Genomic DNA, 21,888 nt, shown 5'->3' on the forward strand with positions numbered 1-21,888 from the left:
GGGTCTGCCCCTTGCGCCCCAGACCGCCTATGCTACATGAACGCCAACCGCGCGAAAGCCCGCGCAAAATATGCCGTTTCAGTGCATCTTCGAGAGTTCCATGTCCGACAAGGTCGTCACCCGTTTTGCTCCCTCGCCCACAGGCTACCTGCATATCGGCGGGGCGCGCACGGCGCTGTTCAATTGGCTGTATGCCAGGCATACCGAAGGCACGATGTTGCTGCGCATCGAGGACACCGATCGCGAGCGCTCCACCGAGACTGCCACGGCTGCCATTCTCGAGGGGCTGACCTGGCTAGGCCTCGCCTGGGATGGCGAAGCCGTGTCGCAGTTCGAGCGCGCGCCGCGCCACCGCGAGGTGGCCGAGGAACTCGTGCGCATGGGCAAGGCCTATTACAGCTACGAGACGCCGGCCGAGCTCGAGGCGATGCGCGAGGCAGCTAGAGCCAAGGGACTGCCGCCGCGCTACAACGGCCAGTGGCGCGACCGCGCTCCGTCCGAGGCGCCGGCAGGCGTCAAGGGCGCGATCCGCATCAAGGCGCCGACCGAGGGCGAGACGGTCGTGCAGGACCGCGTGCAGGGCGAGGTGCGCTTCCCGAACAAGGATCTCGACGACTTCATCATCCTGCGCTCGGACGGCAACCCGACCTACATGCACGCCGTTGTCGTCGACGACCATGACATGGGCGTCACCCACATCATCCGCGGCGACGATCACCTGACCAACGCAGCCCGCCAGACGGTGATCTACAACGCCATGGGTTGGGACGTGCCGTCGATGTCGCACATCCCGCTGATCCACGGCGCCGACGGCGCCAAGCTGTCGAAGCGGCATGGCGCGCTCGGCGTCGAGGCCTATCGCGCCATGGGCTATCTGCCCGAGGCTCTGCTCAACTATCTGGCGCGGCTCGGCTGGAGCCATGGCGACGACGAGGTGATCTCGATCAAGGACATGATCGCCTGGTTCGACATCGGCGACGTCAACAAGGGCGCGGCCCGCTTCGACTTCGCCAAGCTCGAGGCGCTGAACGGCGTCCATATGCGCAAGATGGACGACAAGGCGCTGTTCGACATCTTCGTCGCCACCTTGCCCTATCTCGAAGGCGGCCCCGCGCTGGCCGCCAAGCTCGACGACAAGCGCAAGGCGCAGTTGCTTGCGGCGATGCCGGGCCTCAAGGAGCGGGCAAAGACCTTGGTCGAGCTGGTCGACGGCGCGGCCTTCCTGTTCGCCGAGCGGCCCTTACAGCTGGACGAGAAGGCGGCTGGCCTGCTCAACGACGATGCGCGCGCGATCTTGCGCGGCGCGCATGGCGCACTGTCTTCTGTCCAGGGCGACTGGAGCGCCGCCTCGGCGGAGGCTTCGATCCGCGAGTTTGCGCAGGCCGGCGGGCACAAGCTCGGCGCCGTGGCCCAACCGCTCAGGGCCGCGCTGACCGGCCGCAGCACCTCGCCCGGCGTGTTCGACGTGCTTGCCGTGCTGGGTCGCCAGGAGAGCCTGGCGAGGATCGGAGATCAAATCGATTAGGAGCGAACTGGCCCAAGAAGATTGGCATTGAAAGGTGTGTTTCGCAGTGCAACATTAGGCCTTGGCCCAATCTGGCACGCACCTCCTAAAAATGCGGTGGCGAGTTCGCGCATTCCGGTGACTTCGACGTGTCGTTTGCGGGAATTGCCTTGCCGGCATGAGGATACAAAAGGAGTTTGAGAATGAGCGAAGCTGCGACAAAACTGGAACCGGGCAGCAAAACGCGCGAGTCGACCGCCAGGCTCGAACTCGCCGGCAAGACGCACGAACTCAAGGTGCGAAGCGGGACCGTCGGGCCCGACGTCATCGATATCGGTTCGCTCTACAGCACGACCGGCGCCTTCACCTATGATCCCGGCTTCACCTCCACCGCAAGCTGCGAGTCGGGGATCACCTTCATCGACGGCGATGCCGGCATCCTGCTGCATCGCGGCTTCCCGATCGACCAGCTCGCCGAGCACGGCGACTTCCTCGAGGTCTGCTATCTTCTACTTTACGGCGAATTGCCGACCAAGGCGCAGAAGGACGACTTCGACTATCGCGTGACGCGCCACACGATGGTGCATGAGCAGATGTCGCGCTTCTTCACCGGCTTCCGCCGCGACGCGCACCCGATGGCCGTCATGTGCGGCGTGGTCGGCGCGCTGTCGGCCTTCTACCACGACTCGACCGACATTTCGGACCCGTACCAGCGCATGGTCGCCTCGATGCGCCTGATCGCCAAGATGCCGACGATCGCTGCGATGGCCTATAAGTACCATATCGGCCAGCCCTTCATTTACCCGAAGAACGATCTCGGCTTCGCGGCCAACTTCCTGCACATGTGCTTTGCGGTGCCGTGCGAGGAATACAAGATCAATCCGGTGCTGGCGCGCGCTATGGATCGCATCTTCATCCTGCATGCCGACCATGAGCAGAACGCGTCGACCTCGACCGTTCGCCTCGCCGGCTCGTCGGGCGCCAATCCTTTCGCCTGCATTGCCGCCGGCATCGCTTGCCTGTGGGGGCCGGCGCATGGCGGCGCCAACGAAGCGGCGCTGAACATGTTGGGCGAGATCGGCCATGTCGATCACATCCCCGAGTTCATTGCCCGCGCCAAGGACAAGAACGATCCGTTCCGGCTGATGGGCTTTGGCCACCGCGTCTACAAGAACTACGACCCGCGCGCCAAGATCATGCAGAAGACCGCGCATGAGGTGCTGGGCGAGCTCGGCATCAAGGACGATCCGTTGCTCGACATCGCCATGGAGCTGGAGAAGATCGCGCTGACCGACGAGTACTTCATCGAAAAGAAGCTCTACCCGAACGTCGACTTCTATTCAGGCATCACGCTGAAGGCGCTGGGCTTCCCTACCACCATGTTCACCGTGCTCTTCGCGGTCGCGCGCACCGTCGGCTGGATCGCGCAGTGGAAGGAAATGATCGAGGATCCGCACCAGAAGATCGGCCGCCCGCGCCAGCTCTACACCGGCGCCACGGAACGCGATTACGTGCCGATTGCGAAAAGGTGAGTGAGTAGTGAAATAGGCAGTAGTGAGTAGGGCATAGGGCCTTCCTACTCTACTGACTACTGACTACTGACTACTCCCTTCTTTATGTACCCCATCACTACCTCGGCGGCGATGTCGCCGGAAGACCTGCCGGTCGTCATGCGTCTTGCAACCTCTGCAAAACCGTCCTTTTGCCAGGCGCGATAGGCGGTGTCTGAAAACAGGCCCTCGAGCTGCCGCGCCAGATAGCGCGGCCGTACATATTGGTTGTAGTGCTCCGGCACGATCGTCTGGTCGGCGATCAGATTGGGCAACGCGGCACTCCAGACCGTGATCAGCCCCTGGACCATGCGCATGACCGGATCGAGCCGGTAGCACGAGATCATCGGCACTCCCGACAGCGCCAATTCGAGCGACACGGTTCCAGATGCGATCAGTGCCGCATCGGCCTTGCCGAAGGCCTGCCATTTGCGTTCGGGATCAAGGATGATCTCGGGCTTTTCAGCCCAGCGTGCGACCGACGTTCTGACCAAGTCGGCGACATGCGGCACGGTAGGCAAAAGCAGGCGCAAACGGTGCCCGCGGGCGCGCAGGACCGACACCGTCTCGCCGAACGGACCGATCAGCCGGCTCACTTCGCCGCGGCGCGAACCCGGCAACACGAGCAACGTCTTCACGCGGTCACCGGACAGGTCGCGCGGCAAGCCTTGCGCCTTGGCGGCGCCAAGCAAGCCCGGATCCTGCGTCAACCGGTGGCCGACATAGGTGCCAAGCGGCCCACCGAGGCGGGCAAGCGCCTTCACCTCGAACGGCAGGATGCAGAGGATGTGATCGACATAGGGCTTCATCGCCACCGCCCTGCCCGGCCGCCAGGCCCATACGCTCGGGCAGACATAGTGGACGATCGGGATGGCCGGCGCTGCTGCGCGAACCTTCTTCGCGACGCGCAGCGAAAAGTCCGGACTGTCGATGGTAACGAGGCAATCGGGCCGCTCGGCCGCGACCGTCGCCGCCGTCTGGCCGATCCGGCGCATCAGCCGCGGCAGGTCGCGCAGCACCGCGCTGAAGCCCATCAGTGCGATCTCGCTGCCGTCGAAGAGCGGCGTCAGCCCCAGTTGCTGCAGGTGCCTGCCGCCAATCCCGACCAATTGAACCTTGCGGCCGGTCGTGCGCTCGAGCGCCTGCACGATATCGGCGCCGAGCAGATCACCCGATTCTTCGCCGGCGACGATTGCGAGCTTGAGCGGCTTGTCAGCGGCCATTAGCCGGCTCCCCCATTTGCCAGCTCAGTGGGCAGACCAACGATGAACAGGCCAAGAGCGTTCGCGCGCGCAATTGTGGCCGGCCCCTCAAGAATGAGCGAACGGCCGGCCTCGACAGCGATGCCGGCAAGGCCTGCTGCATGCGCGGCCTCGATCGTTTGCGGGCCAATCGATGGCAAGTCGGCGCGCAATTCCTGGCCCGGCTTGGCGCATTTGACCAGCACGCCGCGCGCCTTGCCGGCCAGCCTGCCATGGCCGCGCAATTCCCGCGTTCTGTCGAGCAGGCCGGCGGTGCCCTCAATGCCTTCCAGCGCGATAGTCCGACCTCCGATCGCAATCGCAGCCTGGCCGATATCGAGCGCGCCGATGGCCTTGGCCGCCCTGCGGGCGGCCTCGATGTCGCGCCAGTCGGACTGATTTGGCTCGGTCACCGTCAACGGACCTTCGCCGGCTGTCAGTTCCGGAACGACTTCGTGCGCACCGACGACCTTGACGCCTCGCGTTTCGAGGCCTCGGGTCAACACCTTCAGCAGGCCATCGTCGCCGCGTCGCAACGCTCTGATCAAGGAGGGAATTATCGCCAGCAGACCAAGTGTCGGCCTTATCTTGCTCAGCCGTGGCCTGCGCTTGATCTCGCCGGCCAGGACCAGGTGCGTAATGCCATGGCGCTTCAGCAATGGAAGCAGCAATCCGATATCTTCCAGCGCGAGTTTTTCCTGATCGTAGGCCGCAAAGTCCGCCTCGCGGTCGACCTCACCCGCGGCGATGATGATGAAGGGTGCAATACCATGCTTGACCAGGCCATCGGCGACTTCGACGGGCAGGCTGCCGCCGCCAGCAATGATGCCGACTCTGGAGCCCGGCGCGAGTGCAAGCCCTGCTTCGGCGGGCTCAGCCCTCGTCATCGCCATTGTCATCGTCGCCGCCACCCTTGAGCGATGGGACGGCAAAGTGCCGCTTGCCGCGGCTGGTGATGAAATCGATGATCTTCATAGCCGTTGGCGACGCGGCGAACTCGGCCTTGGCGAGTTCCACATTCTCGCCGACGGTGCGGGAACGATCGAAAATCATCCGATAAGCTTTGCGCAGCAGGTAGATTTCGGAACGCGGCAGGCCGGAGCGCTTGAGGCCGATGATGTTCAAGCCGCGCAGGCTGGCTCGGTTGCCGACCGCGATGGCGTAGGGAATGACATCCCCGACAAAAGCCGAGCATCCGCCGAGAAAGGCGTTGTCGCCGACGCGCACGAATTGATGAACGGCGCTCAGGCCGCCGATATAGACGTTGTCGCCTATCTCGCAATGGCCGCCGAGCGTCGCGCCATTGGCGAAGGTGGCGTTCTTGCCGACCACGCAATCATGGGCGATGTGGGCGTAGGCCAGGAAATTGCCGTTGTCGCCGACGCTCGTCTCGCCGCGGCTGGTGTCCGTGCCGAGATGCATGGTGACGCCTTCGCGGATGGTGCAGTTCTCGCCGATGACCAGCGTGGTACGCCCGCCCTTGTGCTTTGTGTTCTGCGGCGGTCCGCCCAGGGTCGCCATCGGATAGACCTTGGTCGAGGCCCCGATGGTCGTCGCGCCCAGCACCGAAACATGGCTGACCATTTCAACGCGGTCGCCGATCACGGCGTCGGCGCTGACATAACAGAAGGGTCCGATGCGAACGCCTTCGCCGAGTTGGGCGCCTTCCTCGACGACCGAGGAAGGATGAATGGATGTCTGGACTTTCATGAGCATTTCGAACCGTCAGCCGGTAACCATCATAGCCGAGATTTCGGCTTCCGCGGCTTTCGCGCCGTCCACCATGGCCTCGCAGGCGAATTTGAGCAGGCTGCCGCGCATCTTGATTTTCTTGACGTGGATCTTCAACTGGTCGCCCGGGACGACCGGCTTGCGGAATTTCGCATTGTCGATAGTCAGGAAATAGACCAGCGACGGTTTTTCCGTATTGAGGTTGCGGATGCAGATGGCGCCGGCGGTCTGCGCCATGGCCTCGATGATAAGCACGCCCGGCATCACCGGTTGCTCCGGAAAATGCCCCTGGAAATGCGGCTCGTTCATCGTCACGTTCTTGATGCCGATGGCAGAGTCATTGCCGTCGATATCGACGATGCGGTCGATCATCAGGAACGGATAGCGGTGCGGCAGGAGCTTCATAAGCCCCATGATGTCAACCGCCTCGAGTGTCGTTGCCACCATATCAGCCATTTCCGTCGCCTTGCTTGCGCGTCCTGGCCATCCTGCGCAGCATCGCTATCTCGCGCATGGCTTCCGCCATGGGCTGTGCCGGGTAACCTCCCCAGACCTCGCCTGCCGGCACGTTGCTCATGAATCCGCTTCTCGCAGCAAGCTTGGCCCCTGGTCCGATGGTCAAATGATCGGCGAGGCCGACACCGCCACCCATCGTGACGTTGTCGCCGACGACGACGGAACCGGAAATACCCGAAAGTCCGGCTATAATGCAATTGCGGCCGATGCGAACATTGTGGGCGATCTGCACCAGATTGTCGATCTTGGTGCCCTGGCCGATGATGGTATCCGACATCGCGCCGCGGTCGACGGTCGAATTGGAGCCGATCTCGACATCGTCCTGGATGATGACGCGGCCGATCTGCGGCACGCGTTCTGGTCCCTTGGCACCGCCCACGAAGCCGAAGCCGTCCTGGCCGATCCTGGCGCCGCCATGGATGATGACGCGATTGCCGACAAGCGCATATTGGATGCTGGCGCCCGGGCCGACGAAACCGTCGCGGCCGATCTGGCAGGAACGGCCGACAACGGCGTGAGGCGCAATGACCGTGCCGCTGCCGATGGATACGCCGGGACCGATCACGGCACCCGCCTCGACAATCGCCCCTTCCTCGACATGCGCGGACGGATCGACAAATGCATGCGCCGAGATGCCGGTTTCTCCGGTCATCGGTCCCGGAGTCGCGGCCTGCGGAAACAGCAGGCGTCCGACCATCGCGAAAGCTTGTTGCGGGCGGGGATGCATCAGCACGGCGATGCCTGGCGGCGCCTTGCCGGCAAAATCGGCAGGGCAAAGGACCGCAGCCGCCCTGAGCGACTGCATCAACGCGAAATTGCGCTTGCCGTCGACAAAGACGAGCGCGCCGTTGCCACCTTCATTGGCAGGAGCCAGCGCCTCGATGGCAATTCCGGCCTGAGCGGAATCGAGCAGGCTGGCGCCGGTCAGATTCGCGACTTCGCCAGCCGTATACCGGCGTGAAGGCGCGAAGAACACCGGATCGGTCATTCCAGAAGCAATATCCAGCTGGGTCGGATCAGTCTAGTCCGGGCCGTCAGCCGGCCCGGATAATCGCGACTACGAAATTAGAAGCGGGTCGCGATACCGAAGTTGAATTCCTGCACGTTGTCGGTCGACTCTTTCTTGACCGGGATCGCATAGTCGATGCGGATCGGGCCGAACGGCGAGGCCCACATCAAGCCCAAACCGACAGAAGCACGGAGTTTCATACTCGTAGACGACGAATCAACACCGACGAGGTTGTTGCCATAAAGCGTCGCCGCATCCGCAAAGACGGCGCCACGCAAACCGAAGCTCTCCGGAATAACTGGCAGCGGGAACTGAGCCTCAGCGGAGGCATTGAAGTACGTGGTGCCACCGAGATGATCACCACTGCCTCCGCTAGCCACGGGGCCAATACCGCCATACTCGAAACCGCGGATCATGCGGTCGTTGCTCTGGAAATAGTCGAAGACGCGCAAATCGTTGCTGCCGTAGGCCGCAAGATAGCCCGCGCCACCCGAGACCAGGCCGACTAGGTCAAGTTGTTCCGACAAAGTTTGGTAGACACTGGCGCGCCCGGTGAGCTTCACCCACTTGGCGTCGCCGCCAAGGCCGGCAAACTCGGTCGTGCCGGTGATGTAAAGACCCTCATGCGGGTTCTTCATGTCGTCGATGGTGTTGTACACCAAACCCAGGCTGACCGATGATTTCAGCCATGGGCTCTCCGCGATGCCAGCTTGAATTGCCGGCGAAACGTCGCACTTCGCAGGGTCAAGGACACCACTAGTCAAGCAATTGTCTGGGTAGGAATACTTTTCCTGTGAGATATTGTACGCCAGCTGCGTCGAAATGCTGTCGGTAATCGGCAGACCGAACCGAACGGTCGCGCCAGTAACATTGGTATCATAGTGGTTGTATTCGCGCGTCGACTTGTAGATGTCGAAGCCTGCGGCGATGCGCCGACCGAGAAAATACGGCTCGGTAAAGGAAACCGAGTAGTCGCGCGAATGCCTGCCACCGCCGGCCGACAGCTTGATGTACTGGCCACGGCCGAGGAAGTTGCGTTCGGTGACGGAACCCTCGACGGATGGGCCGGGCGTGTCGCCACCGGTCGAATAGCCGGCGCCAACCGAGAACTCGCCGGTCGACTTCTCGACTACCGTGACCACGAGCACGACCTGGTCGGGCGCCGAGCCCGGAACGGTCGAGATGTCGACTGACTGAAAATAATCAAGGTTTTCCAGCCGCTTCTTCGCGCGCTGGATGAGAACCTGGTTGAAGGCGTCGCCTTCGCTGACATCGAATTCGCGACGGATGACATAGTCGCGCGTGCGGTCGTTGCCGCGGATTTCGATGCGCTCGACATAGGCCTTGGTGCCCTGGTCGATGGTGTAGACGACCGAAATGGTGTGGTTCTCGAAATTACGGTCGCCGCGCGGCGTCACCTGGGCGAAGGCATAGCCCGAACCCGCGACCTTCTCGGTCAACGCGATGATCGAATCCTCGACGTCCTTGGCGTTGTAGACATCGCCCTTGTGGGTGTCGACTACGGATTGCAGCGACTTCGAGTCGACTTCGGGGATGGTGCTTTCCACACTGACGTCGCCGAATGTGTAGCGGTCGCCTTCCTGCACGGTGATGGTGACCGTGTATTTGTTGGTGGCGTCGTCAAGCTCACCGACGGCCGAGACAACCTGGAAGTCGGCATAGCCGTGATTGTAGTAGAAGCGGCGCAGCAGTTCCTGGTCGGCGCGCAGCTTGTCCTCGTCATAGACGTCGTCGCGCAGCACGAAGGACAGCCAGGACGAGCGCTTGGTGTTGATGACGTCGGAAAGGCGGCGGCTGGAATAGGCGTGGTTGCCGACGAAATTGATCGCCGCGATCTGGGTGCGGCCGCCTTCATTGATGTTGAAGACCACGTTCACGCGGTTGTCGCCAAGGTCCATGACCTGCGTGGACACGGCGGCGTCATCGCGCCCAATGCGCTTGTAGGCAGCCTTGACCGCTTCGACATCGGCGTCCAGCGCCTGCTGCGAGAAGGTCGCGCGCGGCTTCAGCTGGACAGCTGCCTGGAGCGCGTTGTCCTTCAGCTTCTTGTTGCCCTGGAACAGAACCTGGTTGACGACCTTGTACTCGGAAACCTTGACAACAAGGCTCGAACCGACCTGGTTGATCTGAACGTCCGAGAACAGGCCGGTGCCGAACAGCGCCTTGACGGCGGCGTCGATATCGGAACTGGAGAAGGGCTTGCCCGGCTTGATCGAAATGTAATTGCGGATGGTCTCGGCATCAACGCGCTGGTTGCCGCTGACCTCGACGCGCGAAATCACTGCGGCCTCAGCCACCGACGTGGCAGCGAACTGCACTGCGAGCGCGCCTGGCACAACCAGAGCGGCGGACAAAGCCGCCGCGGACGCGGCGCTCAGAAACTTGGATGCTGCCTTCATCGGGCTTTGGTACCTTTTTCTCGTAGTCCCCACGGCGAGAAAACCGGACGTGCGGTATTTCCCTTACCGTATTAACCGGATTTTCCCTACACGCAAGGCTCCCGGTTAATTTGTATTTACTTAACCGTACCGCGTGGCTTTCGCGTCACGCATATCCCCACGCATGGTAAACGGCATCTCAATGTGACTGGGGCTGAAGCCAAATTTCTTCATGATTTCAGCACCCAAACAGATCATTCCAAAAAACGAAGCCCATGAACCCGAGCACCAGGAACAGCCCCGTCCGATAAGCCATCTCCATCATGCGCTCTGAGACCGGTCGCCTGATGACGGCCTCCACGCCGTAGAACAAGAGGTGCCCGCCGTCGAGGGGGGGAATCGGCAGGAGATTGAGAAAACCTATTCCGACTGACAGAAATGCAACAAGCTGCACCAGCCACTCGAAGCCGAGCTTGGCTGCCTGGCCCGACATTTTCGCTATTTTGATCGGACCGCCCAACTGGCATTTGTCCTCGCGTCCAAGCGCAAAGCGCTGCAGGAACTGGCCGGTGCGCTCGATCACGTGCCCGGTTTCCTCGACCGCCGCCACCACGGCGCCTGCGGGCGTATAGGAGATCAGGCGCGGCTGGCCGAGCTCGACGTTGTTGACGACGCCAATAACCGCGACCTTTACCTTGTTGCCCAGCGCATCCTGCTGCTCCATGGGCGCCGGCGTCGCCGTAACGGTGATTTCCTTGCCGTCGCGCAGCATCGTGAAGGTGATGGCGTCGCCTGCCCGGCCTGAAACCAGCCGCTGCACGTCGGCAAAAGTCTCCACTTTGCTGCCGTCGACTCTGACGAATCGGTCGCCCGGCTGGATTCCGGCTTTTTCCGCCGGGCTGCCTGCAGTGACTTCGGCCACCGTCGGCTCCAGGACCGGACGTCCATAAAGGGAAAACAGCACCGCAAACACGGCAATCGTCAGCAGGAAGTTGAACAGCGGCCCGGCAACGACCGTCGCGGCGCGCTTCCAGATCGGCTGAGTGTGGAAGGCGACCTGGCGCTCGGCGTCGGTCAGCGATTCGATCTCTTCGGTGCTTGGCTGGCTCGATGTCGCATTCATGTCGCCAACGAATTTGACGTAGCCGCCAAGCGGAATGGCGCAAAGCTTCCAGCGCGTGCCGTGGCGATCGTAAAAGCCGAAGATCTCGGGGCCGAAGCCGATGGAAAAGGCCTTCACGCCGATGCCGCACCAGCGGCCGATGAGATAGTGGCCCATCTCGTGGACGAACACGACCACGGTCAGCACGAACAGAAACGGCACGAGCGTGCCAAGGACGAAGCCTTGTGCGCTGAAGACCGCGTGAATGATGTCGTTCAAGTCATGCCCTCAAATTCGCCCGCACGCGACACTCCGCCGCGACTGTGGCATCAATCCGGGCGAATCCGTGGCGGGTGCCGTTTTTCACCCTACCGCAACGTCTCTCAGTTCGGAAACAGCCCCAGTGCCGGATGCTCGGCGCCCGCCGCGATCCAGCCGATGACGTACAGCGCGAACGCGGCCGCGACAAGCCCGTCCACCCTGTCCATGACGCCGCCATGGCCGGGAATGAGATTGCTCGAATCCTTGGCACCGTGCCGGCGCTTGACCCAGGATTCGAACAGGTCGCCGATCTGCGAAACGATCGAGAGCGCCAGCGCGATGAGACCAAGCTGGACGAAATTGCCGGCGCCGGCCGCGATCGTCAGCAAAAGTCCGGCGACAACGCCGCCGACCGCGCCTCCCAGCGCACCGCTCTGCGTCTTGCCGGGCGAGATCGACGGAGCAAGTTTCGGGCCGCCGACCGCGCGGCCGACGAAATAGGCGGCTATGTCGGTTGCCCAGACCACGGCGAACAGGAAGAGAATCGCAAGCAGCCCGGAATGAATGTCGTCACGGAGGTAGGCGAGGGAAAAGCCGGAAAGAGCCGCATAAGCCAGTCCGGGAGCTTCCCACAGCGCAGTCCCTCTGATGCGAGCGGCGATGGCCGCGACTGCCACAAGGATCGCGACAAGGAGCAGCAGCCATAAGGCCGGCAAGCCGGCAATCAGCGCGCCGATGAAGACCAGAATCAGCGCTTCCGGCAGGAGGCCGAGCGTCGCGCCGTTCCCAGACCGCGACATACGCGTCCATTCATAGAAGATCAGCGCTGCGATTCCCGCGCTAAACAGCCGGAACGGCAACCCGCCAAGCCAGGTGAGCGCAAGGGTCAGAGCCGCCATCAAGATTGCCGAGATGACGCGCTGCTGGAGATTGCTCATTCGCGGCGGCGCCTAAAGCGCGACATCGCGGGCGGCAAGCCCGCCGAAGCGTCGTTCGCGGCCGGCAAAGTCGCGCAAGGCATCGGCCAGATGCTCCCGGCTGAAGTCCGGCCAGTAGCAAGGCAGGAAGACAAGTTCGCTATAGGCAGCCTGCCACAGAAGGAAGTTCGACAGCCTGAGCTCGCCGCTGGTCCGGATGACCAGCTCAGGATCAGGGATGCCATGGGTATCGAGCGACGCGGCAAAGCTCTCCGCCGTGATGGCCTCGCTCGCCATGTCGCCGCGCGCGACGGCGTCCGCCAGCTTGCGCGCGGTGCGCACGATCTCGTCGCGGCCGCCATAGTTGAAGGCGATGACGAGCGTCAGCGCCTCATTGCCGGCAGTGAGCGATTCGGCCTCTTGAAGCAGTCCCCTGATGTCGGGCTGCAACCCCTGCCTGTCGCCGATCACCCTCACCCGCACGCCACTCTGATGCAGTTCGGCAAGATCGCGCCGGATGAACAGCTTCAACAGGCCCATAAGGTCGCTGACCTCGGATTTCGGCCGCGACCAGTTCTCGGAGGAAAAGGCGTAGACGGTCAGATAGGAGATGCCGAGCCCAGGCGCGGCGCGGACCGTCTTGCGCAAGGCCTCGACGCCGGCGCGGTGGCCGGCAAGGCGCGGCAGACCGCGCGCCTTGGCCCAGCGTCCGTTCCCATCCATGATGATCGCGACATGCGCGGGCGTTGCCATGGTCTCGCTTTCGAGCCGGAAAACCCGACCCTAAACCTGCATGATTTCAGCTTCCTTATCGGAAAGCAGGTGATCGATAGTGCTGATCATCTCGTCGGTCAGCTTCTGAACCTGGTCGGACCGCTTGCGCTGATCGTCCTCGCTGATGGTGCCGTCCTTCTCAGCCTTCTTGAGGAAATCCATACCGTCGCGTCGGACATGGCGAACGGCGACGCGGGCGTTTTCGGCATAGCCATGCGAGATCTTGACCAATTCCTTGCGGCGCTGCTCGTTGAGCTCCGGCAGTGGAATCCTCAGCGTGGTGCCGTCGACGATCGGGTTGAAGCCCAGATTGGCTTCGCGGATGGCGCGGTCAACAGCGCTGACCATGGACTTATCCCACACTGAGACCGAAATCATGCGCGGCTCCGGCACCGACACATTGGCGACCTGGTTGATCGGCATCGCCGTACCGTAAGCCTGCACCTGGATGGCATCGAGCAGGTTGCTGGAGGCCCGGCCGGTGCGCAGCGAGGCCAGATCGTGCTTGAAGGCGGCAATCGCCCCGTCCATGCGTCGCTTCAGGTCTTCGTACTCGCCACTCATGATCATCTCCTCGACCCGTTCGCCGGGTTCACTGTTTGTGTCGTTGTCCCGTCTGCGGTTCCGTGGTCGTTTAACGGATCCCGGGCCCGATTATTTGTCCGCGACGACCGTGCAATGGCCGCCACCCCTCAAAATGTCGCCGAAACCACCTTTTTCGTGGATCGAATAGACGATTATCGGAATGTTGTTTTCGCGCGCAAGTGCAATCGCGGCCGTATCCATGATCGCAAGCCCGCGGTTGATGACTTCTGCGTGGCTGATGCGGTCGAAGCGGGCCGCGTTCGGGTCCTTCTTGGGATCGGCCGAATAGACCCCGTCGACCTGCGTGCCCTTGAACAGCGCATCGGCGCCGATCTCGGCGGCGCGAAGGGCCGCGGCCGAATCGGTGGTGAAGAACGGATTGCCGGTGCCGCCGGCGAAGATGACCACTTTGCCCTGGTTCATATAGGCGGTCGCCTGGCGTTGGGAAAAGCTCTCGCAGAGTTCCGGCATGGCGATCGCCGAAAGCACGACCGCATCGACGCCGATCTTGTTCAGCGAGGTGCGCAGCGCCAGCGAGTTGATGACGGTGGCGAGCATGCCCATATGGTCGCCGGTGACACGGTCGCCGCCCTTCGAGGCCACGGCGACGCCGCGGAAGATATTGCCGCCGCCGATGACGACGCCCACTTCGACGCCAAGCGCACGCGCCTCGGCAATGTCGGCGGCAATGCGGTCGACCACCGAAACGTCGATGCCGAAATGCTGCTCGCCCATCAACGCTTCGCCGGAAGCCTTCAGCACGACACGTCGATAGAGGGGCTTCACCGTCATCTGGATCCTCGAATATCTCGGCGCGGCAATTTTGGAGGCAAAACCGCCCCCGCTTCATCCGGCGATGCTGTCATGACGGGTTGACCCGATACACGAAGGGCGCGGTGATGTCACGCCGCGCCCTCGTGCAAAATTCCAGGCTTTTTTGGCTCAGTTGCTGCTGATGCTGACGACCTCGCCTTCGATCGTCACCGGTGGTGCATAGCCGGAAGGCTTGTCGCCGGTCACCACCCCGCCGGCCACCCTGACCTGGATCTCCGGACCGAAATAGGAATAAGGGTACGGCGCCGAAGCACGGCTCACCTTATCCAGCCGCTGGCGAAGCTCGACGGGAATCGAAAAATCCAGCGCCGCCAGATTGTCCTGTAGCTGAGCGACCTTCGTCGCTCCGAGGATGACAGTGGCGACGCCGGGCTGTGTCACCACCCAGTTCAACGCAGTTTGAGCCATGCTGTGGCCGAGTTCGGCGGCCACCTTTTCGAGTTCGGCCACGATCGCCCAGTTGCGTTCGCTGAATTTCTGGAAACTCGGATGGGTGGTGTTGCGAAAACCGTCGAGCCGACCGGCGTTACCCGCTTGTGTCGGACGGTATTTGCCGCTGAGCAGCCCGCTCGCCATCGGGCTCCACACCATAATGCCGGCGCCGTGACGCGTGGCGAAGGGCACGAATTCGTGCTCGATGTCTCGTTGGGCGAGCGAATATTCGAGTTGCAGGGCCGAGATAGGCTCATAGCCGCGCAGTTCGGCGATCGCCTGCGTCCGGCCGGCATACCAGCCCGGCACGTTGGACAGGCCGATGTGGCGCACCTTGCCCGCGCGCACCAGGTCGTCAAGCGTGCGCAGGACTTCCTCGGCCGGCGTAAGCCTGTCCCACACATGCAGGAAATACAGGTCGATATAGTCGGTCCCGAGCCGCTTCAGCGAGGCGTCCACGGCGCGCATAATGTTTTTGCGGCCATTGCCGCCGGCGTTCGGATTGCCGGGGTCCGAATTCATGGTGAATTTGGTGGCGATCACCGCCTTGTCGCGCAGGCCCCGTTCGCTGATGAACGAGCCAAGCCATGTCTCTGCGGTGCCGCTTGTGTAGAGGTCGGCCGTATCGAAGAAATTGCCGCCCGCCTCGACATAGGCGTCGAATATGGCGCTGGCGGTATCCTTGTCCGCGCCCCAGCCCAACTCGGTGCCGAAAGTCATCGTACCCAGCGCCAGTCGGCTCACTCTCAGCCCGCTGTTGCCGAGCATGTAATAGGTCATTGTCATGATGTCTCTCCAATCCAGGTCCGATTGATGACGTGCTATTGACCGGGAGTCGTCTTGACCCAGGGATTGCCGCGCTGATGCGTCATGCGGAACGCGAAGCCGTCGACCTTCCAGCCGGCAGCCAAGCGCGTCAGATGATGCTCGTAGGTGCCCCAGACTTCCCAGAGCGGGTCGCCATTGCCCTCCATCCGGTTCCACGCATAGCCGTTGGAGCGGACCGTCGCTGCGCCGGCGTCGAAGGAGACCTGATGGTTGGTGCGCAGATGCAGGCTGGTCTTGCTGCCTTTGAGGTTGCCCGCCCAGGCGCCGATCAGATCGTCGGACGCGATGTTCGCCGCAGGCTGTCCCGAAAGGCTGCTGAAATCGGCGGTGACGCGATCGGCGAAATAGCTGCGGGCCAGCTTCCAGTCCTGCGCATCCACTGCGCGGTCGATGGCGTCGGCAATGCGGATGACGGCACGCTCATCGGCAAGGGCCTGCCAGCCGGCCGTTTCGGCACCGCCGGCATCGACCGGGGCCAGCGCAATGCCTGCCGCGAATGTGACATGTCTCAAGGCATTCATCTTTTTTCTCCTGGTGCATCAGCCCGCCGCCGACGTGTGGCGACAATGTGGACCGGAGAGTCGGCAACGATAAGATTGCATTGTTCGCATGAACTGTGCGATATCGTTCATGAATGGATCGCGACCTGCTTAGCCATCTGCCGGTCATCGTCACTGTCGCGCGGCGCGGCGGCTTTGCGCTTGCAGCAGCTGAGCTCGGCATGAGCCCGTCGGCGGTCAGCCATGCGGTACGGCTGGTCGAAGAGCGCATCGGCCAGCCGCTCTTCGCGCGCACGACGCGCAGCGTATCGCTGACGGAAGCCGGCAAGGCGCTGGTGGAGACGGCGGCCCCAGCGCTGCAGGACATTGCCGATCGGATGGATCGGATCCGCGGCATCAAGGGCCGGCCCTCCGGCCTGCTCAGGATCAACGCCTCCAACATCGCGATCCCCTTGGCGGTCACGCCCGTTGTAGCGGCCATGGCCGAACGCTATCCCGATGTGACGGTCGAGGTTTTCGCCGAGCAGGGGCTTGTCGATATTGTCGGCGAAGGTTTCGACGCCGGCATCAGGCTGGGCGAGATGATCGCGCAGGACATGATTACCGTGCGGCTCACGCCGCCCCTCAAGGCCGTGGTCGTCGCTTCGCCCGCCTATATCGGAAAGCACGGCCGTCCGCGCGGCGTGAGCGACCTCGCGAACCACAATTGCATCGGCTACCGGCTGGTCCGCTCGGGTGGACTCTATCGCTGGGATTTGCACGAGGACGGCAAGGATATCGTCGTCGAAACGCGCGGCACGGCCGTCGTCACCGATTCGCTCGCGGCCATCGACCTGGCGCTGGCCGGGGTCGGGCTCGCCTATGTGTTCGAGCCGCTGGTGCGCGCCGACCTCGCCGCCGGCAGCCTCGCCCAGATCCTGCCGCAGACGGCGATCGAGGAGCCCGGCCTCTTCCTTTATTTCCCGCGCCGCGCATCAATGGCGCCGAAGCTCAGGGCCTTTATCGACACCGCACAAGAAATCGGCCGGGCATCCACGCGGACACCCGACCGAGTTGCCTGAGCTCGTAAGCCCTTCACCTTAAGGGGGGATGCTAAGCGCTCCCTCGGATAAGAGCTATTTCTTGACCGCGGCCGCGACTTCCGCCGCGAAGTCGGTCGTTTCCTTCTCGATGCCCTCGCCGAGCGCGTAACGCAGGTAGGCGGTGATCTTGGCGGGGGCGCCGATCTCCTTCTCGGCATCCTTCAGCGCCTTCTCGACGGTAATGTCGGGATTGAGCACGAAGGCCTGCTTCAAAAGCACGACCTCTTCATAGAACTTGCGCAGCCGGCCCTCGACCATCTTCTCGATGATCGCTTCCGGCTTGCCGGACTGGCGCGCCTGGTCGGCGAAGATTGCCTTCTCACGCTCGACCGCGGCCGGGTCGACTTCTTCTGCCGTCAACGCCATCGGGCTGGTTGCGGCGACATGCATGGCGACCTGGCGGGCAAAGGCGTTGGCGGCATGCTCGTTGCCGGTGGTCTCGATGGCGACCAGCACGCCGAGCTTGCCGAGGCCCTCGGCAACCGCGTTGTGGACATAGGTCGCCACTGCGCCGTGCGGCACGGTGAGCTTGGCCGAACGGCGGAAATTGATGTTCTCGCCGATCGTGCCGACCGCATCCTTGACGGTCTCGGTGACCGACTTGTCGGAGCCCGGATATTTGGCGGCCGAGACCGCCTCGGTGGTGCCGTATGCAAGCGCAACCTTCGCGATATTGCGAACGAGTTCCTGGAACTGCTCGTTGCGGGCGACGAAGTCGGTCTCGGAATTGACTTCGACGATCGCTGCCTCGCGAACGCCGGCGTCGACGCCGATCAGGCCTTCGGCCGCAGTGCGGCCGGCCTTCTTGTCGGCCTTCGAGATGCCCTTCTTGCGCAGCCAGTCGACGGCCTCTTCCATGTTGCCGTTGGTCTCGCTCAACGCCGCCTTGCAGTCCATCATGCCCGCGCCGGTCAAGTCGCGGAGTTCTTTGACCTGTGCAGCCGAAATACTCATTGTCGCCTCTTTGGTTCAAAATGCGCCGACGCACCATCGGGACTCGATGATGCGCTCGGCAGAAGCGCTTTAGCGCGCCAACTTATTGGAAAGATGAAGGCCGGAACCGGCCTTCGCCATCAAGCTTCCGGAGCCTCAGTGGCCGGGGTGTCAAGCGCCGGCTCGACCGGAACCTCGGCGGAAGCGCCGATGTCGACGCCGAGCGCGCCCTGCTGGCGGGCGATGCCGTCGATGGCGGCCTTGGCGATCAGATCGCAATAAAGCTGGATGGCGCGCGCCGCATCGTCATTGCCGGGGATCGGGAAGTCGATCTTGTCCGGATCGCAGTTCGAATCGATGATGGCCACGACCGGGATGCCGAGGCGCTTGGCCTCGAGGATGGCGATCGCTTCCTTGTTGGTGTCGATGACGAACATCAGGTCCGGCGTCGAACCCATGTCCTTGATGCCGCCCAGCGCCTTGTTGAGCTTCTCGCGCTCGCGGTCGAGGTTCAGGCGCTCCTTCTTGGTGAGACCCTGGGCCTCGCCGGTGAGCGTCTCGTCGAGCTTGCGCAGGCGCTGGATCGAGTTCGAGATCGTCTTCCAGTTGGTGAGCATGCCGCCCAGCCAACGCGAGTTGACATAGTACTGAGCCGAACGCTGCGCGGCGTCGGCAACGATGTCTGACGCCTGGCGCTTGGTGCCGACGAACAGCACACGGCCGCCCTTGGCAACGGTGTCGGACACCTGTTTCAGAGCCTGGTGCAGCAGCGGCACCGTCTGCGACAGGTCGACAATGTGGATGTTGTTGCGAGCGCCATAGATGTAAGGCGCCATCTTCGGGTTCCAGCGGTGGGTCTGGTGGCCGAAGTGAACACCAGCTTCCAGAAGCTGGCGCATGCTGAAATCAGGCAGAGCCATTCTTAGTTCCTTTCCGGTTGGCCTCCACGGACACAGGCATTTCGGACGGGATGTCCTGATGCCACCGGAGGTTTCAGCCGGATTTCTCCCGGGCAGACACCAAAGTCCGTGTGTGGAATGAGCGCGCATATAGAGGGGAAGTCTGATAAACGCAAGCCGGGTGGCGGAAAACGCCCCAGCCTGCGGCGATCCGCGCAGAGTCAGCGTTTTAGCTTGCCGTTCGGCACCCGAACGCGGCGGAACACGGCGACGATCTCCTCCCGGCTGCACTCGATGGCGCCGAGCCGCACCGCGCGGTCGCGCTCGAAGCCGGTTATATCGTAATGCGGCGCCGACGTCTTGGGTGGCCCCTGGTAGGACGAACGCTTGAGGGCGAGTTCGGCGGCGAAGCGATGCAGCTCGTCGACGTCATCGGCGAGGAGGTGGCACCAGCGGTGCCCGGCCCATTTCCAGATCGCTGCATCGACATAGACCGCCATCAGGCTCGCCGCACTTGGTAAGCCTCACACATGGCGTTTGGAAGCCAAGCCTGCAAGCCGGGTCGGCTGTCGTCAAAGAATTGCTATTTCGACGCCGGGCAAGGCTTGGTCTGGTCGAACAGCGACAGGTTCACCAGCTTGCCGGTCATCGAGAAGTCGCCATAGTCCATGACGAGGTCGCGGGTGATGCCGTTCTCGTGCAGCTTGAAGCTGATCCGGTACTCCGGCACCTCCTCGCCGCTTTTGTCGGTATCGTCGAAATAGGCGATGTCGACCGGCCAGTACTTGTCCGAGGCGAGCTTGGCCAGCGCCGGCGCTTCCGGATCCGTCTTGTCGGCATCCGTCTTCTTACCGACGATGACGGTGGTGGCCATCACCTTGTTGGCGTCTTCCGAGCCGTCGAACAAATTGGTCTGGTAGAAATTCTCGCCCTTCTCGGCCTTGCCGATCAGCTCGACCAGATGCTGGGTCGGAAACTGCGTGATCGCAAGCTCCAGGCTGCTCTTCTCGGGCTTGTCGATATCGACCTTGAGACCCTTCGCTTCCCTGGTGGCCATGCCCTTCACCTCCTTGTCGAGGTTCTGGTCGACGAAGGATTTCGTCACGAAGGAAAAGGTCTTGCCTTCGGCGTCCTCGAAAGTCGTCGTCTGCTGGTCGGTCAGCCTGGTGTTGTCGTTGGTGACGATCTGGGTGACGAAGCGGAACTTGACCGTATAACCTTCGCAGGCCGATCCGTTGAACTCGTAGACCATGCGGCCGGTGATGCCGGTGATGCCCGAACGGTCGGAGGCCTTGTTGAGCGTCAGATCATAGACGGCGCGATGGGCCTGCAGCGCGGGCACCGCAAAGGCCGGCGACATCGGGTACGCCGCCGAGATACAGGCAGCGGCAAGAAAAAGGCGCGTTGCGCGCATGCGTTACTCCGATCGTCGCGGCCGGAGGCAGGCCGCAGGGAAAGATGGTCCAGCTTAAAAAAAGTCATGGCGGAAGCGAGGCAAAAATAGCAATTTCGGCCCGGCCAACGCGGCGCCTTCCAGCAATAGGGAAAACCAATGAGCGAAACAATCGAAAAGCGGCTAAGCGATCTTGGCGTCACCATTCCGGCAGCCGCCGCACCCGCCGCCAACTACGTGCCCTATTGCCGCACCGGCAACACGTTGTTCACCGCCGGCCAGCTGCCGCTGAAAGACGGCAAGCTGCAGGCAACCGGGCTGCTCGGCCGCGACATCGACACGGCGGGAGGCAAGGAAGGGGCGAAATTCTGCGCCATCAACATCCTGGCGCAGGCCAAGGCGGCGCTCGGCGATCTCGAAAAGATCCGCCGCCTCGTCAAGATCACGGTCTTCGTCGCGTCGGCGCCGGATTTCGTCGAGCAGCATCTTGTCGCCAACGGCGCCTCCGATTTCCTGGTCGCAGCCCTCGGCGAGCGCGGCAAGCACGCCCGCTCCGCCGTCGGCACCGCCTCGCTGCCGCTCAACGCCGCGGTCGAGATCGAAGCGATCTTCGAAGTCGAGTGAGGTTCGAGATGACCGACCTGTCCTGGCTGATCGCGCGGCCCGTCGCGCATCGTGGCTTCCACAATATGAACAAGACGCGCTGGGAAAACACGCTGTCGGCTTTCGCCGCGGCCGCCGAGCGCGGCTATGCCATCGAATGCGACGTGCATATCTCGTCCGACGGCATCCCGGTCATCATCCATGACGGGGATCTGAAACGGCTGACCGGTCATGACGGATTTGTCTGGCAGCGCACCGCGGCCGAGCTGGCGACACTCAAGATCGGCGGCACCAAAGACTGCGTGCCGACGCTCGAGGAAGCGCTCGACCTGATCGGCGGCCGCGTGCCGCTGGTGGTCGAGCTGAAAGGCGTTCCCGGGCATGACGCGGGCCTGGTGGCAAGTGTCGGCCGGCTGCTCAAGCGCTACAAGGGCAAGGTCGCGATCATGTCGTTCGATCACTGGCTGATCCGCGACTTCGCCAAGGACGCGCCCGGCATCCCCGGCGGATTGACCGCCTATGGCAGGGATAACCAGTTGATCGAAGCGCATTTCGCCATGCTCGCGCACGACCTCGCCTTTACCTCTTACGCCGCCGGCGATCTGCCGAACCCGTTCGTCAGCTTCGTGCGCGAAAAGCTGAAGATGCCGGTCCTCACCTGGACCGTGCATGACCAGCCGGCGGTCGACCTCACCTTCAAATACGCCGACCAGATGACCTTCGAGGGTTTCGAGCCCGACCTGGTCAAGGTCGCCTGAAGCGGTCCCCGAATCGTGACTTGTAGCAGCCCTGAGG

General features: G+C 62.8%; 22 protein-coding genes. 5 read left to right on the forward strand and 17 right to left on the reverse strand.

The annotated features are described in order from the left end of the window. Window positions 1-100: 100 nt before the first annotated feature. On the forward strand, window positions 101-1,525 hold the full coding sequence (gene gltX / locus RFM68_RS10300; protein ID WP_320232626.1) for a glutamate--tRNA ligase: 1,425 nt from the start codon (window positions 101-103) through the stop codon (window positions 1,523-1,525). Between the two features lie 182 nt (window positions 1,526-1,707). Then, complete coding sequence (gene gltA, locus RFM68_RS10305; protein WP_036258282.1) at window positions 1,708-3,036, forward strand: citrate synthase; 1,329 nt, start codon at window positions 1,708-1,710, stop codon at window positions 3,034-3,036. 56 nt (window positions 3,037-3,092) lie between these two features. Here the strand turns inward: gltA and lpxB are convergent, their stop codons facing one another. The 13 genes from lpxB to RFM68_RS10370 form a co-directional block, all read right to left on the reverse strand. Next, window positions 3,093-4,277: a lipid-A-disaccharide synthase gene (lpxB, locus tag RFM68_RS10310; protein WP_320232627.1), complete on the reverse strand. Its 1,185-nt coding sequence runs from the start codon at window positions 4,275-4,277 to the stop codon at window positions 3,093-3,095. Further along, window positions 4,277-5,182 carry an LpxI family protein gene (locus RFM68_RS10315; protein WP_320232628.1) on the reverse strand — a complete coding sequence of 302 codons (906 nt, stop codon included), beginning with the start codon at window positions 5,180-5,182 and terminating at the stop codon, window positions 4,277-4,279. The genes lpxB and RFM68_RS10315 overlap by 1 nt, the downstream gene beginning before the upstream one ends. Next, the gene (gene lpxA / locus RFM68_RS10320) at window positions 5,169-6,005 is read right to left on the reverse strand and encodes an acyl-ACP--UDP-N-acetylglucosamine O-acyltransferase (RefSeq protein ID WP_320232629.1); all 837 of its coding nucleotides are present in this window, start codon (window positions 6,003-6,005) and stop codon (window positions 5,169-5,171) included. Before lpxA ends, RFM68_RS10315 begins: the two co-directional genes overlap by 14 nt. A 15-nt stretch (window positions 6,006-6,020) precedes the next feature. Then, window positions 6,021-6,482, reverse strand: coding sequence for a 3-hydroxyacyl-ACP dehydratase FabZ (gene fabZ / locus RFM68_RS10325; RefSeq protein WP_320232630.1), 462 nt, complete (start codon window positions 6,480-6,482; stop codon window positions 6,021-6,023). Then, complete coding sequence (gene lpxD / locus RFM68_RS10330; RefSeq protein WP_320232631.1) at window positions 6,475-7,530, reverse strand: UDP-3-O-(3-hydroxymyristoyl)glucosamine N-acyltransferase; 1,056 nt, start codon at window positions 7,528-7,530, stop codon at window positions 6,475-6,477. Before lpxD ends, fabZ begins: the two co-directional genes overlap by 8 nt. Window positions 7,531-7,607: 77 nt before the next feature. Next, complete coding sequence (gene bamA / locus RFM68_RS10335; protein ID WP_320232632.1) at window positions 7,608-9,971, reverse strand: outer membrane protein assembly factor BamA; 2,364 nt, start codon at window positions 9,969-9,971, stop codon at window positions 7,608-7,610. 217 nt (window positions 9,972-10,188) lie between these two features. Continuing rightward, complete coding sequence (gene rseP, locus RFM68_RS10340; protein WP_320232633.1) at window positions 10,189-11,331, reverse strand: RIP metalloprotease RseP; 1,143 nt, start codon at window positions 11,329-11,331, stop codon at window positions 10,189-10,191. A 104-nt stretch (window positions 11,332-11,435) separates the two neighbouring features. Beyond that, on the reverse strand, window positions 11,436-12,251 hold the full coding sequence (locus RFM68_RS10345; RefSeq protein ID WP_320232634.1) for a phosphatidate cytidylyltransferase: 816 nt from the start codon (window positions 12,249-12,251) through the stop codon (window positions 11,436-11,438). 12 nt (window positions 12,252-12,263) lie between these two features. Beyond that, window positions 12,264-12,983, reverse strand: a complete 720-nt coding sequence (locus RFM68_RS10350; RefSeq protein WP_320232635.1) for an isoprenyl transferase — start codon at window positions 12,981-12,983, stop codon at window positions 12,264-12,266. Window positions 12,984-13,013: 30 nt separating this feature from the next. Further along, entirely contained in the window at window positions 13,014-13,568 is a 555-nt protein-coding gene (gene frr / locus RFM68_RS10355; RefSeq protein ID WP_127863920.1) for a ribosome recycling factor, read from the reverse strand. 90 nt (window positions 13,569-13,658) lie between these two features. Then, window positions 13,659-14,381, reverse strand: a complete 723-nt coding sequence (pyrH, locus tag RFM68_RS10360; protein WP_320232636.1) for a UMP kinase — start codon at window positions 14,379-14,381, stop codon at window positions 13,659-13,661. Window positions 14,382-14,531: 150 nt separating this feature from the next. Then, entirely contained in the window at window positions 14,532-15,641 is a 1,110-nt protein-coding gene (locus tag RFM68_RS10365) for an aldo/keto reductase (protein ID WP_320232637.1), read from the reverse strand. Window positions 15,642-15,676: 35 nt separating this feature from the next. Continuing rightward, the gene (locus RFM68_RS10370) at window positions 15,677-16,204 is read right to left on the reverse strand and encodes a nuclear transport factor 2 family protein (RefSeq protein WP_320232638.1); all 528 of its coding nucleotides are present in this window, start codon (window positions 16,202-16,204) and stop codon (window positions 15,677-15,679) included. A gap of 113 nt (window positions 16,205-16,317) precedes the next feature. Between RFM68_RS10370 and RFM68_RS10375 the strand changes: the two genes are divergently transcribed. Continuing rightward, a complete protein-coding gene (locus tag RFM68_RS10375; protein ID WP_320232639.1) occupies window positions 16,318-17,244 on the forward strand; it encodes a LysR family transcriptional regulator in 927 nt (308 codons plus the stop codon). A 54-nt stretch (window positions 17,245-17,298) separates the two neighbouring features. Here RFM68_RS10375 and tsf read toward each other — a convergent pair whose 3' ends face one another. The 4 genes from tsf to RFM68_RS10395 form a co-directional block, all read right to left on the reverse strand. Continuing rightward, window positions 17,299-18,219, reverse strand: coding sequence for a translation elongation factor Ts (gene tsf, locus RFM68_RS10380; RefSeq protein WP_320232640.1), 921 nt, complete (start codon window positions 18,217-18,219; stop codon window positions 17,299-17,301). A 119-nt stretch (window positions 18,220-18,338) separates the two neighbouring features. Next, entirely contained in the window at window positions 18,339-19,118 is a 780-nt protein-coding gene (rpsB, locus tag RFM68_RS10385) for a 30S ribosomal protein S2 (RefSeq protein WP_320232641.1), read from the reverse strand. A gap of 200 nt (window positions 19,119-19,318) precedes the next feature. Beyond that, window positions 19,319-19,597 (reverse strand): DUF4031 domain-containing protein, encoded by a 279-nt coding sequence (locus tag RFM68_RS10390; RefSeq protein WP_320232642.1) that lies wholly within the window; start codon window positions 19,595-19,597, stop codon window positions 19,319-19,321. 83 nt (window positions 19,598-19,680) lie between these two features. Then, window positions 19,681-20,511: a cell envelope integrity EipB family protein gene (locus RFM68_RS10395; protein ID WP_320232643.1), complete on the reverse strand. Its 831-nt coding sequence runs from the start codon at window positions 20,509-20,511 to the stop codon at window positions 19,681-19,683. Window positions 20,512-20,649: 138 nt separating this feature from the next. On the opposite strand from RFM68_RS10395, the gene RFM68_RS10400 reads away from it, so the two are divergent. Further along, window positions 20,650-21,114 carry a RidA family protein gene (locus tag RFM68_RS10400; RefSeq protein ID WP_320232644.1) on the forward strand — a complete coding sequence of 155 codons (465 nt, stop codon included), beginning with the start codon at window positions 20,650-20,652 and terminating at the stop codon, window positions 21,112-21,114. A gap of 8 nt (window positions 21,115-21,122) precedes the next feature. Then, complete coding sequence (locus RFM68_RS10405; protein WP_320232645.1) at window positions 21,123-21,851, forward strand: glycerophosphodiester phosphodiesterase; 729 nt, start codon at window positions 21,123-21,125, stop codon at window positions 21,849-21,851. Window positions 21,852-21,888 lie beyond the last annotated feature (37 nt).

Origin of the sequence: Mesorhizobium montanum, assembly GCF_033977145.1 — a bacterium.
In the GTDB taxonomy this organism is placed as follows: domain Bacteria; phylum Pseudomonadota; class Alphaproteobacteria; order Rhizobiales; family Rhizobiaceae; genus Mesorhizobium; species Mesorhizobium montanum.